This is a genomic window from Paenibacillus sp. 01L418 (assembly GCF_056400045.1).
The window spans coordinates 1-18,133 of sequence record NZ_JBFTSN010000009.1 but is presented as its reverse complement, the minus strand read 5'-3'; the positions used below and the strand labels follow the sequence as shown (position 1 = coordinate 18,133).

Annotated in this window: 13 protein-coding genes; 4 read left to right on the top strand and 9 right to left on the bottom strand. The window is 43.6% G+C overall.

The window, feature by feature from the left end:
• Positions 1 to 328: 328 nt before the first annotated feature.
• The 4 genes from AC1DSE_RS02560 to AC1DSE_RS02545 all read left to right on the top strand — a co-directional run bounded on the left by AC1DSE_RS02560 (position 329) and on the right by AC1DSE_RS02545 (position 8,030).
• Positions 329 to 2,308 (top strand): AraC family transcriptional regulator, encoded by a 1,980-nt coding sequence (locus AC1DSE_RS02560; RefSeq protein WP_477508970.1) that lies wholly within the window; start codon positions 329 to 331, stop codon positions 2,306 to 2,308.
• 6 nt (positions 2,309 to 2,314) lie between these two features.
• Positions 2,315 to 3,352 (top strand): FecCD family ABC transporter permease, encoded by a 1,038-nt coding sequence (locus AC1DSE_RS02555; protein ID WP_477508971.1) that lies wholly within the window; start codon positions 2,315 to 2,317, stop codon positions 3,350 to 3,352.
• On the top strand, positions 3,349 to 4,353 hold the full coding sequence (locus AC1DSE_RS02550; RefSeq protein WP_477508972.1) for a FecCD family ABC transporter permease: 1,005 nt from the start codon (positions 3,349 to 3,351) through the stop codon (positions 4,351 to 4,353). Before AC1DSE_RS02555 ends, AC1DSE_RS02550 begins: the two co-directional genes overlap by 4 nt.
• Positions 4,354 to 4,880: 527 nt before the next feature.
• Positions 4,881 to 8,030, top strand: coding sequence for an ATP-binding protein (locus AC1DSE_RS02545; protein WP_477509121.1), 3,150 nt, complete (start codon positions 4,881 to 4,883; stop codon positions 8,028 to 8,030).
• A 223-nt stretch (positions 8,031 to 8,253) separates the two neighbouring features.
• Here the strand turns inward: AC1DSE_RS02545 and AC1DSE_RS02540 are convergent, their stop codons facing one another.
• The 9 genes from AC1DSE_RS02540 to AC1DSE_RS02500 all read right to left on the bottom strand — a co-directional run.
• The gene (locus AC1DSE_RS02540; protein ID WP_477508973.1) at positions 8,254 to 9,867 is read right to left on the bottom strand and encodes a helix-turn-helix domain-containing protein; all 1,614 of its coding nucleotides are present in this window, start codon (positions 9,865 to 9,867) and stop codon (positions 8,254 to 8,256) included.
• Positions 9,868 to 9,991: 124 nt separating this feature from the next.
• Complete coding sequence (locus AC1DSE_RS02535) at positions 9,992 to 11,026, bottom strand: ABC transporter substrate-binding protein (protein ID WP_441880258.1); 1,035 nt, start codon at positions 11,024 to 11,026, stop codon at positions 9,992 to 9,994.
• Positions 11,027 to 11,276: 250 nt separating this feature from the next.
• Positions 11,277 to 12,122 (bottom strand): carbohydrate ABC transporter permease, encoded by an 846-nt coding sequence (locus tag AC1DSE_RS02530; protein ID WP_441880257.1) that lies wholly within the window; start codon positions 12,120 to 12,122, stop codon positions 11,277 to 11,279.
• A 13-nt stretch (positions 12,123 to 12,135) separates the two neighbouring features.
• Entirely contained in the window at positions 12,136 to 13,029 is an 894-nt protein-coding gene (locus AC1DSE_RS02525) for a carbohydrate ABC transporter permease (protein WP_441880255.1), read from the bottom strand.
• Positions 13,030 to 13,071: 42 nt separating this feature from the next.
• On the bottom strand, positions 13,072 to 14,403 hold the full coding sequence (locus tag AC1DSE_RS02520) for an ABC transporter substrate-binding protein (RefSeq protein WP_477527367.1): 1,332 nt from the start codon (positions 14,401 to 14,403) through the stop codon (positions 13,072 to 13,074).
• 81 nt (positions 14,404 to 14,484) lie between these two features.
• The gene (bglS, locus tag AC1DSE_RS02515) at positions 14,485 to 15,702 is read right to left on the bottom strand and encodes a beta-glucanase (protein WP_477508975.1); all 1,218 of its coding nucleotides are present in this window, start codon (positions 15,700 to 15,702) and stop codon (positions 14,485 to 14,487) included.
• A 57-nt stretch (positions 15,703 to 15,759) separates the two neighbouring features.
• Positions 15,760 to 16,935, bottom strand: coding sequence for a family 16 glycosylhydrolase (locus AC1DSE_RS02510; protein ID WP_477508976.1), 1,176 nt, complete (start codon positions 16,933 to 16,935; stop codon positions 15,760 to 15,762).
• A gap of 362 nt (positions 16,936 to 17,297) precedes the next feature.
• Entirely contained in the window at positions 17,298 to 17,582 is a 285-nt protein-coding gene (locus AC1DSE_RS02505) for a hypothetical protein (protein ID WP_477508977.1), read from the bottom strand.
• Positions 17,583 to 17,748: 166 nt separating this feature from the next.
• Positions 17,749 to 18,133, bottom strand: a 385-nt coding sequence (locus tag AC1DSE_RS02500; RefSeq protein WP_477527366.1) for an NADPH-dependent FMN reductase, incomplete at its 5' end; no start/stop codon positions are given.

Genomic DNA, 18,133 nt, shown 5'->3' with positions numbered 1-18,133 from the left:
TTTATTAACGATTAGAAGTTTAACGAACTCCAGAATCATTATTTGTTGAAAAACAACGCAAAACACCCCAAACAGCATGCAATAACGCTAATACGATTCGCTAAAACGTAAGAATATTAGTTTTCTTCATAATAAGCGTCATACTGTTCGTTAGAATCGCAAGCACACAGTCATCACTTAAATGCCAATTCGACAGCAAATCAGCATATTTAAATTGTAAGTGATAATGGTTATCAATTATAATGGTGAGATCGTATAGCTCTAACGTACTTCTCCCCGTTTATACGAATCCAATCTTACAGGGAGAAGGATTGGAGATGAAAGCATTATGAAACTGGAAGAACATATTTTGTTATGGAATCATGCAGCTGTAAAAATATTGGACATACGTCACGTTATTATGGAACCAGGCGAGCTGCTTGAGTCTTATCTGCTGCCGGCAAGCAGCTTTATTTATGGTGTTCGAGGTTCAGCAACTCTACAGCTCGACGGCAATAAGCATGAAGCAAGGCGCTTTCATATGCTGCATGGCGGTAAAGGGATGCGCCTAGATATAGAGGCAAAGGAAGAATTTGAATATTATCAACTGTTTTACAAAACCGGGTATGCATTCACGGGCCGGAAAGAGCTTACACAATTAATGGAGCGCTATAATCCTTTTTCGCTCCAATATGCCTTTCGGCCAGAGGAGCCGCTCGCTCTGCTCCGCTGCCTCACCCTTATGAGAAATATATGGCAAGGTGCGCATAGTTTGGATCAGCTTCATATTAAGGGACTCTTTTATCAGTTTCTGCATGAGCTTCTTCGTCAAATGGATACTCAAGGGATTGATGCGCGCAAACCGGATCTTGTATCACAAGCCATAAGGTACATAGATGAACATTATCAAAAGAGCCTAACACTGGAATCAATTGCTGATACGCTGAATTACAGCCCACGTCATCTATCCATGCGGTTTAAGGAAGAAAAAGGGGCCGGTCCGATCCATTATTTAATTCAGGTTCGGGTAGCTCACGCCATCGAATTACTGCTTGGTACAGATGCTGATATGCAGGAAATCGCAAGGGAAATCGGCTATTCAGATGTCTATTATTTCAGCCGAATTTTCAAAAAATATACGGGATTGTCACCGCTTCACTTTCGGACATCAGAGCGGCAGCGACGAAAAATAGATGATTATCCATTTAATTTAACCAGATTATCCATTGGATCAGGCGGGATGAGGCGTTATATTGGTAACGATGATGATAATCATTATCAATATAAACGTGGAGGGTCTATACAAATGAAAAGACACACAAAACCTGGATTAGCTGTGAGCATATTGCTCAGTTTAATGCTACTGCTAGGAGCTTGCTCAGCAGGCGGAACGAATACCGGCAATTCTTCTTCGACTACTACAAATACCGCAGCTGCATCCAATGCCGCTCAAAATACGAATGGTACCGCTGGCGATAACAATCAAGCAAGTAAATCAACACGTATCGTGTCTACTGTAATGGGTGATGTTGAGGTTCCAGCTGAACCTAAACGTGTAGTCGTGCTTTATTTGCTAGGTGACGTCGTTGCTATGGGAATTAAGCCAGTTGGTGTGTCCGATGTATTCGAAGGGGCTGCTTTTGAAAAGGATCTTGCAGGGGTGAAAATGCTGGGCAGTTGGTTTGAGCCGAACCCAGAAGCCATTATGGCGCTTGAGCCAGATCTCATTATTGTCCCTTCTGAGGATACGTATAAGAAATTAAGCCAAATTGCACCAACCATTCTTGTTCCAAATGAAAAAATGACTACGGATGAAAGACTTGCTTTGCTGGGCCAAACCTTCGGTAAGGAGCAGGAAACGCAAACCCTCCTTGACAACTTTAATACGAAGGTAAAAGAAAGCAAAGAGAAGCTCGCAGCAGCTGGCGTACTGGACAAAACGGTAACGATTATTGAAGGCGGAAAAAAGGAAATGTCGGTCGTAACCGGCAAGCAATTTGGACGCGGCTCTCAAATTATTTATGAATATTTAGGCATGAAAGCGCCAGAGATCATTCAGAAAAAAATTGATGGATCAACGGATGAAGAAGGTGATACCGTTTCTATGGAAGTCCTTCCAGAGTATATTGGCGATTATGTTGTCCGTTCTTCCTATGAAGGAATGGATGATTTGACTGGCAATCCAATTTGGAATAGCATTCCAGCTGTCAAAGAAGGCAGAATGATCGAGCTGAGCTTTAACCTCTCATATTACAGTGATATCTATTCCCTTGATGAACAGCTTGACTTTATCGTCGAACAGTTGCTGGCCACAGCAACAAAAAACTAAACCGGCATGGTCTACGTAAAAGAGCAGCTGGCTTCAAAAAGCCAGCCTACAAACACTTATTTTGCTACCATTATGCTCGTTGGATGCCTGTTAGTGCTGTTGGCTGCTGCTGCGTCCATTTCGTTCGGAGCTGCTCGAATGGACCTATCAACGGCATGGAGCGCTGTCTTTTCTTTTGATCAAAAGCTAACTGAACACCAAATTATTCGTTTCCTGCGGTTCCCCCGAACCATTGCAGATATCATCGTTGGTTCCAGCCTTGCGGTCGCAGGAGCGATTATGCAAGGAAGCACACGCAATCCGCTGGCTGATTCAGGGTTGATGGGAATAAACGCAGGAGCCGCCTTAGCTATGGCGATTGCATTAGCATTTATGCCGGGGAGCCAATATAGCGTGCTGCTATTGGTATGCTTCATCGGAGCCGGCCTTGGCGCAGGGTTAACGTATTTAACCGCTTCTCTGAGCCGCAAGGGCATGTCACCTCAGCGGCTAGTGCTTGCGGGCATGTCAATCACACTGCTTTTTGGAGCAATTGGTACATTTATCTCTATTAATTTTAATATCGGTCAAGCTCTCTCCTACTGGACGTCAGGTAGCGTTGCTGGGGCTACTTGGGCGGAGCTCGCACTGACTGCCCCTTGGTTTGTGATAGGTTTAGCACTATCGATAGGACTCGCGCGCTCTATTACTATCCTGAACCTAGGCGAGGAAATTGCGCGGGGCGTGGGACAGCGAACTGTAGTCGTCAAGCTCCTCTCTTCCCTTGCGGTTCTTCTATTGGCCGGTGTATCAGTTGTGCTCGTAGGCCCGGTCGGATTCGTAGGACTCATTGTTCCGCATATGATGCGGTTCATGGTTGGGGTCGATTATCGGTATATCATTCCTGCCTCGGCTGTATATGGCGGACTGTTTATGCTAATCGCCGATCTAATCGGCCGTTTGGTCAACCGTCCGAACGAAATGGCGCTTGGCATTATTTTCGCCATTGTCGGCGTTCCTTTCTTCTTGTTGATTTCTCGCAGGGAAAGGAGAGCGTTTGAATGAGGCAGCAACTATTACACGGAAGAAGAAGTCTGCTGCTAGCAGGGCTGCTGGTGATGCTAATTGCTGGTATTCTTATCAGCATGAATACAGGGAAGATGGCGCTTCACCCCGGAGAGGTGCTGAACACTTTATTTGGACAAGGCACGGAGAGACAAAATCTTGTCGTGTTCAAGTTTCGGCTGCCGCGCATCGTATTGGCTGCGCTTGTAGGCATGGGAATGGCGATCTCTGGAGCTGTTCTCCAAGGACTTCTGCGCAACGATCTCGCTGATCCAGGGATGCTCGGTATCAACGCCGGTTCAGGGCTCATGGTTCTACTGTTCATTACGCTATTCGGCCTTTCTGGATTATCATCTGCCTTCCTGCTACCCGTCATGGCGTTTGTTGGGGGATTGCTGGCTGCACTGTTGATTTATATTCTTGCCTATAGGTCACGAAGCGATCCTTCTTCCACTCGTCTCGTACTGACAGGAGCTGCAATAAATGTCGGCCTCAGCGCCTTAACCCTGTTTCTGACGCTCAAGCTGGATGACGAGCAGTATGTCTTCGCTCAGAAATGGCAGGCTGGTTATTTATGGGGGACGGAATGGCAATATATTGCGCTTCTTGCCCCATGGGTGCTAATACTTGTGTCGTATATCTGGTACAAATCATTAGTGCTCAATACATTGAATCTTGGCACTGAGATTGCTACTGGCGTAGGCGCTCACGTTAAAAAAGAATTTCTAGGGCTCGTCCTAGCCGCGGTCGCCATTGCATCGGGATGCGTCGCACTCGGAGGCTCAATCGTCTTCCTCGGGCTGATCAGTCCTCATATTGCACGCAAACTTGTTGGTCCAGACCATAAGCTATTGCTTCCTGCTTCAGCGCTCATTGGCGGCATTATTATGGTTGCGGCCGATACGATTGCCCGCACCGTTAGTTTTGGAGCTGATATTCCAGCAGGTATTATCGTTACGATCCTAAGCGTCCCTTATTTCCTATATTTATTGATGCGATAAACATGGTAAAGAAAATCGAATGTAATCAGATACATTTCCCCCTGATGTAAAGAAAGGAAGACCTCGGCCTACTAGGCTCGAGGTCTTCCTTTCTTCTTCAATCAATCATGACTCAGACATATCTACTAAATTTCCTCCTGCGACGCATCGCTCTTTCCGAATCGGATATTGTTAGCTATCGTATCCTGAAACAAATACACATCCTGAAATACCATCGAAACCTTGCGTCATAAATCGTTCGGCCCTGTGAAGACAAGTAGCCTGCTGGCCCTAAAGACAAACCATATATGTTAGAAAATAAAATAATCGATAATGATTCTCATTTACTTATACAGTATATCAAAACTAACTACCTATGAGAACATATTCTACTAAGTTAGCTTAATGAACATAACTAGAAGCACCTTTGCCGCTGTTTTTTTGATATTTTCCCAAGCTGCCAATCGTATACATTACTCGCTTCAATCATAAAAATAGCCAAAATATGTTAAAGGAAAAACGCGTATTATGTCGAATTTCAATGTATGATGATACAGCTGAAAAATAAAATCACCTTCAAATATGTAGCTATTATTCTATTGTTTCTTAGCATTCTTCTTGCCCTGCGATGGACATGGTCTGAACTATTTTCTACAGCGGAGCACCCTCGTGCTGTAAATGGCGTACTCGACATGCGCGGCTGGGACTTTAACAACTCAGCTACCATTCCATTGGATGGCCAATGGGAGTTTTACCCTGCAAAATTAATCCATCATCAGGATGTTCAGCCGCTGCAAAACCAGTTCCGCTATATTCAGGTTCCAGGTGACTGGGGCAGTGTGCTGACCAAAGAGGCAGACACCTCTATCGGGTACGGAACGTACCGATTGCGTATTCTGATCGATCCGCTAGAGCAGCCTGTTGCATTTTGGCTGCAAAAAATACAAGCCTCATCAGGCGTAGAATTAAATGGACTTGTTGAGAACGACTTCGGAAAACCTGCCGAAAATGCTGAGGAGTACAAGCCCAAGAAAATCTCCTACACCGCTTCTTACTCTGTAAAAGGCACCAAAGAGCTTGAACTGCTCATTCGTGTTGCTAACTATGACGATGCTTACAACGGGGGAATTTTACACTCCATTCAATTTGGTTCACAAGCAGCGATTGATTATGTGCGATGGTACTCTATCGGCTTTCAGCTCGTCATATTTGTTGTTTTGCTGCTTCACGGCTTGTATGCTACTATCCTTTTCTTATTCAATCCTAAAGAAAAAAGTTTGCTTATCGTTGGTTTATTAACGCTCGCTACCGGTATTACGATCGTCGTCGGCCATGACAACCTGCTCTTGTTATGGCTGCCACTCAACTATACATGGGCGCTGAAGCTCAGGCTGCTCTCTCTGCTTTGGCATTCCTTTTTTATTTTTCTACTATTTAGAAGATTGTCTTCGGCTCCTCCGAAGAACCGCTGGCTGGGAGCATTCACTGCAGCGCTCATTTTTTATTCTGTGTTTCTAATTGTCGCAAACGCACCGCTTGTAAATGAATCGGTAGCATTAAAAATATTTTCTTTTTTTTATCTATTGCCCTTTGCTTGGTTCGTTTATATAACAGGAACGATGGTCTTAAGGAAGCAAACAGACAACAACGACGTCGTCTTCCTGTTGTTATCTGCTGCAGGMGTTATGTCCAGCTTTCTGTGGAGCTTAATCAACTCAAATAGCCAGGTTTCGGTTGTATATTATCCAATAGATATCATAGCAGCTATCATTGGTTTTTCTACGTACTGGTTAAAGCAATTTTTCCGTAACTCGAAGGAAAACAAAGAGCTGAACGAACAGTTAAAAAAGGCTGACAAGCTGAAAGACCAATTTCTTGCCAATACTTCACATGAACTGCGAACGCCGCTGCACGGTATTATGAATATTGCTCAAACCGTTGTAACGAAAGAGAAAGGGCAAATGAATACAAAAAGCGTTAACGATATGGAGCTGCTTATAAGAATAAGCCGCCGTATGTCGCATATGCTCGGTGATCTTCTAGATGTAGCAAGGCTGAAGGAACACCGAATCGTGCTGCAGCAGGAGCCTTTACAAATTCAATCCATCGTGCCTGGCATCGTTAGCATGCTGAAATTTATGATCGAAGGCAAACCGATTCAACTGCATGTGAATATAGCTGAATCGATGCCTTGGGTCATGGCAGATGAGAAAAGGCTTGTACAAATTTTGTACAACTTATTGCACAACGCTCTAAAATACACGGAAGAAGGAACAATTTCCATCTCTACCGAAATTCAGCATGGGAATGCCGTCATTCATGTCTCCGATACCGGAGTCGGCATGAATAAAGAAACGCAGGCGCGCATCTTTCTCCCTTACGAACAAGGCATTTATGGTATCAATGATGGAAGAGGAATCGGGCTTGGTTTAAGCATTTGCAAGCAGTTGGTCGAATTGCATGGCGGAGCACTAACTGTTCGCTCTACACTCGGCAAAGGTTCTGTTTTCAGCTTTCAATTACCGCTTGCCAATATGTCCAGCCTACCTTCAGCACAGCCCTTGCTTCCTATACACCATACAACGGAAGGAACAGAAGAAAGCCATGGTAGATTATTTTTTCCTGACATCACAATCGACGAATTAGCAGCCTCTGCAACCAACCCGCCATTTCTGAATGATGGAAAAATGAATATTCTTGCAGTGGATGACGACCCGGTTAATCTGAATGTGCTTGTTGGCATTTTATCTTCCGAGCCTTATAACATTACAACAGCCAATTCAGCACGTGAAGCGTTAGTGTTGCTAGGCAGTGGGCAGTGGGATCTATTAGTTGCCGATGTTATGATGCCACAGATGTCCGGCTACGAGTTAACGAAGAAGGTACGGGAGCAATACTCTGTATCGGAGCTCCCCATTTTGCTGTTGACTGCCCGAAGTCAGCCTGCTGACATCTATACCGGATTCTCGTCTGGAGCCAATGATTATGTTACCAAGCCTGTAGATGCTCTGGAACTCAAATACCGAATCAGGGCGTTGACCATGCTGAAGCAGTCTATTAATGAACGTTTGCGTTTAGAAGCCGCTTATCTTCAGGCACAAATCCATCCGCATTTTCTGTTCAATACACTTAACTCCTTAATGGCGCTAAGCGATATTGATACTGAAAAGATGCGTAATCTGGGCGATTCTTTTGTATCCTTTTTACGGATTAGCTTTGACTTCTTAAATACAGGGGAGCTTGTTGAGCTCTCTCACGAGCTGGAGCTTGTCAAAGCCTATTTGTATATTGAAAAAGAACGTTTCGAGGACAGGTTGACTGTCGTATGGGAAGTTGATGCCAACATCAGCTTGCTTATCCCGCCTCTTTCTATACAGCCGCTGGTTGAAAATGCGATTAAACATGGGCTTCTTAGTCAGAACAATGGCGGCACGCTGCATATTCGAATCAATCGCCAAGACAGCTTCATACGAGTTGAAGTCATTGATAATGGCATAGGCATGAATGAAGAACAGGTCATTCAACTGCTCAGTCCAACGATGAAAGGAAAAGGCGGAATAGGGATTGCCAATACGAATCGACGATTGACTCAAATGTATGGTCAAGGCTTATCTATAATCAGTAAGCCCAAGGAAGGAACCACCGTGTCGTTTGTCATTCCAAACAATCGCAATCAGCAGGCTATGGATAACGATTGATTTTAGCAGCTGCTAAACAACTTCATCGATACAAAAAAGACGGACAAATGGTTTCTCATTTGTTCGTCTTTTTATTATTCGAAAAAAAAATTCGAAAGAAGTGTCCGTGAACTGCGACATTCCGCTCGGAACGGTTAAAAGTAGGGGTAGGCTAGCCATGAAAGCACTGAAGTTGCAGCTTGAAGATATCGGAGAGGAGGGGCTCCTTCACGCTCTTCCTTATCTAGCCAAGCGCACGAAGGACATCATCGATTTTCAGGCTATGGGCGAGGACGCCGTAATTCATCCAGCTCAGAAAATCAACCTCGAATACACGGTTATGACGTACTGCGGGAAGCGATTGCCAATGTGGCGTCGCGTAAAGATTCCTTTTCTCTTGTTCTGAAATTTCAAAAGTGACGAACACATTATCGGCATCGATTTGCGCGAGCAATTCTGGTGTTAGCACGGCTGTCCTTGTGCTCTTTGTCAATTGCTTTACAAGCGGATGAGGCGTCATTCCCAGGTCACTATAGAGAACAGGCCCCGTGTATCCCTTATCCGGACCGCCGTACAGCAATATTCCATTGGCTTGAATTCGCAGAAAAACGGTGGTTTGATGATGAATCGGGCGAAGCTTTTTCCGAGCAGCTTCTGCTTTTTTTTCATACTTCGCTATAATATCAACGACTTTTACGTTTTTTCCTCTCCCAATTAGATCTGCCATGATTCGCAAAGTCTCCTGCCAATCTTCCCCCTCATTGGACATTTTGTAGAGCGGAGCCTGTTCCTCCAAGAGATGATGGTCCCATTTATCTGGAAAGCCGTTGTCTACCAAAATAAAGTCCGGCTTTATCGGCAGCTGAGCAGCATATTTATCGGAAATCTCAATTGCAGGAATATGCTCAAGCCCCAAATACGACTGTTTTCCCCAATTCGTTATGGAGCACTGCAGGATAGGCGTAACGCCAAGCGTTACCAGAAAATCTTCAAGAAACGGTGCGAATACACGAATCTCCTCTCGGTAATGTCTTCGGTATTGCCCTGGCGATATGCCGACTGTCTTCTTGAAGCGGCGGTTAAAATAAAACTCATCGCCAAATCCGGCGTTCTGTGCAATATCGGACAAACGATCATCGGTTGCTTGCAGCAGGTGCTTCGCTTGATTAATTCGAATGCCGGATAAGTACTGCAGCGGCACCTGACCCGTTATCTCTTTGAACAAACGCGAATAGTGTGTGCGGCCAACATCGGTCAAATTCGCCAGCTGGCCCACCGACCATTCGTTGCGATAGTCATGGTATAGCCGATCAATTGTAGCTTCAACCGCTTTCCGACTACTCTGGGCATGAGAAATGGTCAGATTGTGCTTGAGAATATGTCGGAGCAATTGTTGAAAACATATTTGTTGATCCAAATCGTCCAGCTCATCACTAGTGTCTGATAAGCTAAAGCTATGTAGCCTCTCAACCCACTCCAAGCATTGGGAAAATGGGTGGCACACCACTTCTCCTGTACATGGAAATGAAGTACTCCAATCGCTATCCGATGCGGCCCGAGCATCTTTTCCAATGTAAAGAATCTCAAAGCTTAGTTCATAATGAATGAGTCCGCTGCTGCCAACTTCATTTGTAATGGTTGCCCCTGGCTCGGAAATAAAACATTTGCCGCGCTCGAGCTGATAACCACATCCATCAAGAACGAGGCGCCCTCCTCCGTCCATAATGACAAACAATCGATAGCAATCATTTTTTCTCGCTTTTTGTTGTTCATGAGGTTCAGATTCCTTATATTTCACTCCGGTTAAGCGATAGATTTTGCTTGGAGATGTATTCGTATTGGCGTTTGTCTCTTGCATAGATTCATAAGCCCTCCTTTCCGTGAGAATGATTATCAATAAAATCACTATAAACGATAAAGAAGAGCACTTCAACTGTTCGTTGAAATGCTCTTCCGATAAAATTGTAATCGCAGCGCGAATGTTACTTCAGCAGCACTTTTTCCAAATCTTTAATTTTGAGTTGGTTAGCCGTGAAAGCACCCGTCTGCCAATAGGTCCGATCCACTTGATAAACATTTCCTTTCTTTATAGCAGGGACGCTTTGCCAAATCGGACTATCGAATAGATTTTTAATGGATTCTTGATTTTCGGCCGATGACCAAGATCCATTTGAAGTTAAAATAATGATATGGTCTGCATTAAGATCAGGAAGCTTCTCCATGGAGATCGTTTCAATAAAGGCTTCCATATCCGCAACCATCTTTGGCGGAGTTAAGCCTAATTCTTTGTAAAGGATAGAACCAATAAATTTGTTCTTAATTCCAAGAAGATTGAGGTCAGTCTCGCCGATATTAAGTCGCAACACAGCAACAGATTCTTCTCCAATTGCTGCTTTCAGCTTGCTTTTTGTATCCGCGATTTGCTGCTCGTAGTCCTTCACCAGCTTCTCGGCTTTCTCTTGTTCACCAATTAGATCAGCAATCTTAAGAAGAATATCGGAGGAGCTGCTCATCAAAATGTCGTCAGGCATCCGAAAGGTTGGTGCTACCTTAGAGTATTTTTCATAGATCGCTTCATCTACAAAACCATCTGTAATAATAAGATCTGGTTCCGCATCCAGCAGTGCTTCAATGCTTCCTGTTATATCAAATGGAGGAACGTCTAAATTCAAATATTCCTGTTTGCCCCACATCGGATGGTACCACTGTACAACAGGCTCCACGCCAAGAGTGACTAAATAATCCTCCAAATAAATAGCAGCTATTCGCTTTGGTTTAACCGGAATTTCAACGTCACCAAAAAAATCCTTCACTACGCGTGTTTCATTCTCATTCGTTTTCACTTCTTTATCATTCTCTGCGGCTTTGTCTGTTTGCGTATTCACAGCATTTCCTTTGTTCGCTGCTTCTTCCTTCTCTTCTTGCGGTGTGCTGCATCCTGTGAGTGCGATGAAAACAATCAGTAGAGAAATGAGACCCCTTACGATAATGCTGCGTGAACCTGTATGCCGAAACATATTTTACCCACTCCTGTATATGTATTGTCGTAACGAAATGTTTTCATTGATTATCATTCTCATTTCGTTCATGAGCAATTATATCATTATGGTTTTGGGATACAATGTCCATTCTCATGCGAGTTTTTTATCCAAACATGAGATAACGAACACGATTCAATCCTAAAAAACATGTCATCTTTATATAAAAAAACAACCGCCTCTAGGCAAAATGTTTCGCCCAAAGCCGATTGTTTGTCGCAAATAATCATTATTTTACCGCACCAGCAGTTATTCCAGCTACAATATATCTTTGAAAAAAAGCATAGACGAGTACAACAGGCACCATTGAAATTAACAGTCCAGCGAACAATGGCCCCCATTCGGTTCGGTACTGCATCTCCCCCTGCATGATCGCAATTCCAACAGGCAGTGTGTACTTGGAAGGCTCATTCACGAAGATCGTCCCCATAATGTACTCATTCCAATTGTTCAAAGCGTTCATAATCAAAATGGGAATCATACCGGATCGAGCCATCGGCAGCATAATTTGAAAAAAGGTTCTAAAATACCCCGCCCCGTCAATATAGGAGGCTTCCTCCAATTCCTTCGGCAGCGATTTGAAAAAACTGACCAACACAAAAACGCCAAACGGCAATGACCACGCTGTATATACAAGTACTAATCCGTTTAGTTTATTAATTAAGTACAAATCGTTTAGGAGAAAGAACAACGGTACCAGCCCCAAAATAAGAGGGATCATCATTGAGGACAAATAGATCATATACATCAACTGGCTGCCGCTGAACTTGAAACGTGCTATAACATAGGCAGTTGTAGCCGATAACAAAATGGATAAACATGAGCTCATTAAAGTAATGTATACGGAATTCAAAAAATAGTCGCCAAAATGATAGGTTTTCCACACATAAGAAAAGTTGCTCCAGTAAAGCGGAAATTCAGGCAGTGACCAAGGTTTGTTCGTTAAAAATTGCGTATTATTTTTTAAAGCGCTTAGCAATGTCCAAAGCAGCGGATAAAGCACAGCCGAGGTCCACAGAAGAAGAACGAGGATGGCTGCTGTCCTAAATATTCGTGAAGGCTGACTGAAGCTCATACATGCATCTCCTCTATGAAAATTCAATGCTATCGCGTCGAAGCACTCGCTGCAAGACTAGCGTTGTTGCTAGAGATAAGATCAAGATCAATACACCAAGTGCTGCAGCGTAACCCATATGAAATTGACGGAATCCCATTTGGTACAAATAGGAACCTAGCACTTGCGTTGAATTATCTGGTCCTCCTTCCGTCATCAATAAAACCATCACGAAGGAGCCGTTTAAAGTCGTCATCACAATATGAAGAATGCTGACCTTAACCTGCTCCCAGATCAAGGGAAGCGTAATCCTCCAAAACTGTCGATTAGGCGAGGCTCCATCCATTTCAGCCGCCTCGTACAAAGAAGCAGGTATGCTAAGAATGCTGGCAACGAGCAGGAGAAAATAAAATCCTACCCCAGCCCAAATCGAGGGCCATAAGATCGACCACAATGCCGTTCCTTCTTCCCCTAGCCAAGGCCTATTGTTATGGGCATTCGTGAATATCCCAAGAAACGAATTCAGAAAGCCGATGCTCGGATTATAAACAAATCGCCATAACACACCTATAACCACAATTGAGATCAAATTCGGAAGAAAAAAGACTAATCTAAAAAACTGCTGCCCCCGCACTCTGAGCCTAGTAACTGCAACTGCGAAGAAAGTAGCTAACAGAATGATTCCAATTACTTTCCCAATGACTAGAAAATAATCGTTGCCAATCGCTCTCCATACGATCGGATCCTGAATCAGAGCCTTAAAGTTGTCCAAACCAATATAAGTCATGTGCTCAGAGCTGCCAGACCAGTCAAACAAAGAGATGTATATGCCTTTGGAAATGGGAAACAGTGTAAAAAGGCAGAAGAAGAGAAACGTTGGAATAAGGAATGTAATAATGAATAGCTTTCTTTGTGCTTGACGCGACATTGACGCTCATCCTTTACCTGAAATAACTAGATTGCAAGTGGCTTACTTTCTAGCCTTGGCTGCTGCTGCCTCAACCCGCTCCGTCCACTCTTCCGGTGTGATTTTGTTGATCGTCAAAGCTATCGTTGCATCACTCATCACCTTGAATACATCAGCATTAAACACAACTACAGGTGCGACAATCGTATTGTCGCTATTGTAATATTTCATAGCATTTTTGGCCGTATCCCCAGCATTGGAAGATTCCAAATCTACTTTCACGTTCATGAGAGCACCGGTTTTCTCCGCCCAGTTCAACGACGCTTTTTTGGTGAAAATAAATTCGATGAACGCTTTGGCAGCTTCAGGATTTTTCGCTTTTTTGGCAATCGCCATCGTACTTGTGTACGGCAACGCTATGAATTTCCCGCCCTTCGCTTGGGTTATTGAAGGAACGAACCCATACTTAAAATCTGTCGGCGCATCATTTTTCATTTCGCTTTCCAGCCATAGCCCATTCGGAATCATAGCAGCCTTGTGCTGTAGAAATTGCATCTGCGAATCTGTATGGTTAAGCGCAGGAGCACCTTTATCAATTAGACCCTTAGCGGAAATCTCGCTTAATTGACGAAGCGCTTTAAGAACGGGCTCGCTTTTGAAAATACCTTCTTTCATGTCACCCATGTCTTTCAGAATTTGCCCATTATCACCGTTCGCCGATATAATCGCTGGATATACGAAGCCGCCAAGAATGTAATCCGGATATACGCCTGTATGAATATAGGGACTAATACCAGCAGCTTTTATTTTCTCACTTACCTCCAAGAAACGATCAAAGTCTGTAGGAACAGCCCATCCATTTTTCTCAAACAACGCTGCATCGTAGAATGTGCCATATGAGCCGAATACAAGCGGAATATTATAGGTTTTGCCGCCGTATTGCTCAGGACTTGCGATCATAACATCAGTAATTTTCTCTCCGTCTACGTTGCTCGCTTCTTGAATCCAATCCGATAGATCCAGAAGCTGGTCGTCTTCTACCATCTGCCTCGGATTTGATCCAGCTCCATCTATGTAAACAAGATCTGGGGGATTGCCTTGAATCCATCTCGGTTTCATTTGATCGTTAATTTTGGGGCCAGCCGATTGCTTGATTTTCAGATCAGGATTTAGCTTCTGGAATTGATCAATAACATCAATCCACCACGCATCCCCATAACCCCCGACAAAATATTGGATTTCAAACTCTCCTTTAAGTCCATTAGCCACTTCGGATTGCGTGTCAGAAGCTGCTGGCTTTTCCGCCTCAGCACTCCCATTATTTGAACCGCAAGCAGCAACGATAAATAATATCATGATGAGCAGTGTTACAAATACCGGCCTTTTCATGTTCATAATCAATCTCTCCTTTTGTCATTGCTCCCTTTTGAAAATGATCCTCCGCAACAGATTTCGTCACGGAGGATCATACTGCCATTAATTCAAATACAATCTATTTTGCGGGATGATTTGTTTCGCTTGAAGCGGACTCGACCAAGACAACTTAGCGATGGCGTCTTCCGTATTGTCGTAGTATTCAAGCTTAATATCGTACTTCTGCCCCGCTGTTAATTGAATMGTTCCAGACCATTCCGTCGTAGCCTGATCCACCCACTTATTAATGATGAGCTGATTGTTCACCCAGAGCCGAACCCCATCATCGCTACTCGTATAAAAAGTATAGGTTCCTGTGTATTGAGGCTTCACTTTGCCCGTCCATCTTACGGAGAAGGTATCTGCATCCATACTGGTCATAGGAGCCCCTAAACCCCAATCGAAGTTCACGGTTGCATCGGTTCTAGTCGCTTTTAACGAGGTGAAATCCATGTTGTTGAAGTAATTGGCAGTAAGCCCCGTGCCTTCTGCTTCTCCCGGAGGAAGATCGCTTGCTGGCGTAAATTTGATCCAATCGTAATACGCCCGAATCGGCGTGCCTGGATAGACGAACGGCCCGGTCCAGACTTCAGCAGGCCCTGCGCCTGACCATAAATTGGCCATAATATGACCTGGACTTGTAGGAAGCGTACCACGCGAGCCGTTCTCCGTATGCACCAAATTACCATCAACGAACCACTTGATATACGTAGGAGACCATTCGAAGGCATAGTTATGGAAGGCCAAGGAAGAGTCGAATCCAAGATCGATAATCGTGCTATGCTGGCCTACGCCGTTTGTGAAGTAGTTCGCTTCCAGCTTAGTCGTATCCTTGCCTAATATTTCAATGTCAATTTCATCGTTTGACGTGTTTGTCGCTTGGCCCGAATACGTAAAGAGTGCTGTCACAAGCCCTGTACCCTTAGCCGCTTTAATGCGCGCTTCGACACGACCGTATCCATATTTCACATTCGTTGCATATTCGCCGGAAGCATAATTTTTGCCTGCGCAATTGGCAGGGCAACCCGTATTGTCCAAACGAAGCGCCATAATTCCATTACTAAACTCTTGATTCGCTGCCCGCCAGCCAACGCCAAAGTCCACTCCGTTGCCCCAGCCATCCGACGTGTAGAACAAATTATTGTTAATCCCATTCAACGGTTCATCAAACGCAATATCAGCAGCAGAAGTAACAGTCGGCATCATTAAAGAGAGAAGCAGCATACAGGATAAGAGCCATACCATCATTCTTTTTTTGCTATTGCTTGCCTTGTTCATCATTACACACCTCTTTCTCAGATTGGTATTGCGAAAAAAAGTGGTAAACAGGCTTTCAATTTACTCATTTCCTCTGCTAATGCTTACTTTTCCATCCTTCCGAATGACGTCAGCACCAATCGCATCCGTTAAAACAAGCAGCGGTACGTAAGCATGGCCATTATTCAGGATGACTGGATTTTTCATCATCGTTTTTATCCCATTAATAAAAGCAACGTTCGAATTCACCTTAAATATCAATTCGGATTTGGACAATTTGTCATTGACGATGATTTCTTGTTTAGCTGTATTCCATTTCACCGTTGCATATAAACTTTCCATAACAAAACGAAGCGGTGCCATTTCTGTTTGTCCGATTTTGAATACTTTTAGTTCTCGTGCATCTTCAACTAGCAGATCTACTGATTTCCCTTGTTTTACAGGTGTTGAAGGATCTACATTAGTTTCAGGCTGCTGCTTTGGCAGCGTATAAGCTATTCGATCCACCTCAGCGATCTGGGTTTTACCTGGATACACATACTCGTTCGCCCAGCCATTGGTTTTGGTAGCCGGCCACATGTTCACAATCATATAGCCAGGTGCTGAAGGGAGCTCTCCTCTCGAGCCGGTTTCCGTATGAACGAGCTTGCCGTCTACATACCACTTGATGGAATCCGGCGCCCACTCAAAGGCGTAATCATGGAAATCATCCGCTGCATCAAACCCTAGAGGAATGATCGTCGAATGCATGCCAACACCTTTTGTAAAATAATTCGTTTCGAACTGCGTCGTGTTTTTACCTAAAATCTCAATATCGATCTCGTCAGCCTTACCGTCTGAATCAGCGCCATAGGTGAAAAACCCGGTTACGACTCCATCGCCTTTAACCGCTTTCATTCGAACCTCAAACTTACCGTATCCGTAACGCTGTGTTGTAGAATATTCCCCTGAAGCATACGGTTTATCGGAGCATTGCGCTTTATCCTGTGCACACGGCTTGTCGTCAATCAACAATTTCAATTTCCCGTCTTCAAAGATGACATGATCATCTCTCCAGCCGCTCAGAAAGGTTCCGCCATTGGACCATCCGTTAGAAGCATACCAGCGATCCGTATCCTTCTGGTCCAGCAAATCTATAAATGTTTTACCTAAAGCTTCTGGTGCTTCAGCTTCCTCTGCCATAGCAGCAACCGGCATTGAGCAGAGCATAACAGCGACTATGAATGTTAGCAGCGTGGATTTAAGATTTTGTTTCACAAATGAGCCTCCCATAGTAAATTGTGCTTTTCTCCATTTTTACCTCTCCTAATTGCCGTTACCTGAGGCCCCACCTCCCAACGTAAAAGCTTAGTTTTACTTCGTTAAGTAGATGAAAAACATTCTTTACATTCGTGTCATTCCCACAGTTAGCATTTTGCAATAATAAGTTCTTTACGGTTAAATTTTACAAATAAAAAATAGGCTTTTCTCCTCCTTAACGATTATAAAATGGCACTATCCAACTGTTATTTGGCATAGGTCCAGATGAAGCGTAGTTTTTAGGCATAAAAAAAACCGTTCGAGTGCTGAGCTCGACGGTTTAATATTCATATAGACTTTTGCTAAGAGAACAAAAGCATTCACTGCACACTTATTTCATTGCTGCTATCCTCTGCCTTCTTAACAGGTAAAGCCATATAAATAGCAACAGCATAAAATATTATTCCTATAATCATGAACAAAATGCTGATAACATGAGGTGCTGTCATCATCGTCTCATCCATAGCTATTGCGAATTTACCGGGCGGATCACTCCATCCCGTCATTTTTCCAGCAAAATTAGCAATGGCTAGATATACAATACCAAATAGTAGAGTTCCAGATAGAAGGAATGTTGATCCCGCTATTAAACATATTTTTTTCATATATGATRACCTCCCGATCTGTTATGAAAAAAAGGAGAACCGCTCCAATCAAGCGAAGATCAGAATCAGATCTCTTTTCCATTTTACCATATATCGGAAGTTTATCCAAAGATCAATGCATAGATCATTTATAATTTATACTTTTATAACAACGAGCTATTCTTGCTTAACCTTTTAGCCTATTCTGCATAAATACAACTTCATCAGCTAACTTCTCGATACGCGCAATGATGTCCTCATTTGCAATTTGCTGCTGCTCATCAAAATGTTCATCATGAATATAAACATGGCCCGGTGCTACATAAGCTCTAAAATAACCAGCTATCGGCTTCAGCTGATTTTCAACTACGAGGTAATGATGACTGGTTCCTCCAGTAGCGATAAATCCCATTACTTTGTTCGATATTTTGGGAACGGGAACGAGATCAAATAGATTTTTTAATACGCCGGTAATCGACGACTGAAAAATCGGTGTGCCGATAATATAGAAATCAGCAGTTGTTATCATCTCAATTACCTTTTGTGTATCTTCATTGTAGTCGGATATATTG

Excerpts from the sequence above, each read along its gene's own strand:
- AC1DSE_RS02560 (WP_477508970.1), top strand. The coding sequence starts at position 329 with ATGAAACTGGAAGAACATATTTTGTTATGGAATCATGCAGCTGTAAAA.
- AC1DSE_RS02555 (WP_477508971.1), top strand. The coding sequence starts at position 2,315 with ATGGTCTACGTAAAAGAGCAGCTGGCTTCAAAAAGCCAGCCTACAAAC.
- AC1DSE_RS02550 (WP_477508972.1), top strand. The coding sequence starts at position 3,349 with ATGAGGCAGCAACTATTACACGGAAGAAGAAGTCTGCTGCTAGCAGGG.
- AC1DSE_RS02540 (WP_477508973.1), bottom strand. The coding sequence starts at position 9,867 with ATGCAAGAGACAAACGCCAATACGAATACATCTCCAAGCAAAATCTAT.
- AC1DSE_RS02535 (WP_441880258.1), bottom strand. The coding sequence starts at position 11,026 with ATGTTTCGGCATACAGGTTCACGCAGCATTATCGTAAGGGGTCTCATT.
- AC1DSE_RS02530 (WP_441880257.1), bottom strand. The coding sequence starts at position 12,122 with ATGAGCTTCAGTCAGCCTTCACGAATATTTAGGACAGCAGCCATCCTC.
- AC1DSE_RS02525 (WP_441880255.1), bottom strand. The coding sequence starts at position 13,029 with ATGTCGCGTCAAGCACAAAGAAAGCTATTCATTATTACATTCCTTATT.
- AC1DSE_RS02520 (WP_477527367.1), bottom strand. The coding sequence starts at position 14,403 with ATGAACATGAAAAGGCCGGTATTTGTAACACTGCTCATCATGATATTA.
- AC1DSE_RS02505 (WP_477508977.1), bottom strand. The coding sequence starts at position 17,582 with ATGAAAAAAATATGTTTAATAGCGGGATCAACATTCCTTCTATCTGGA.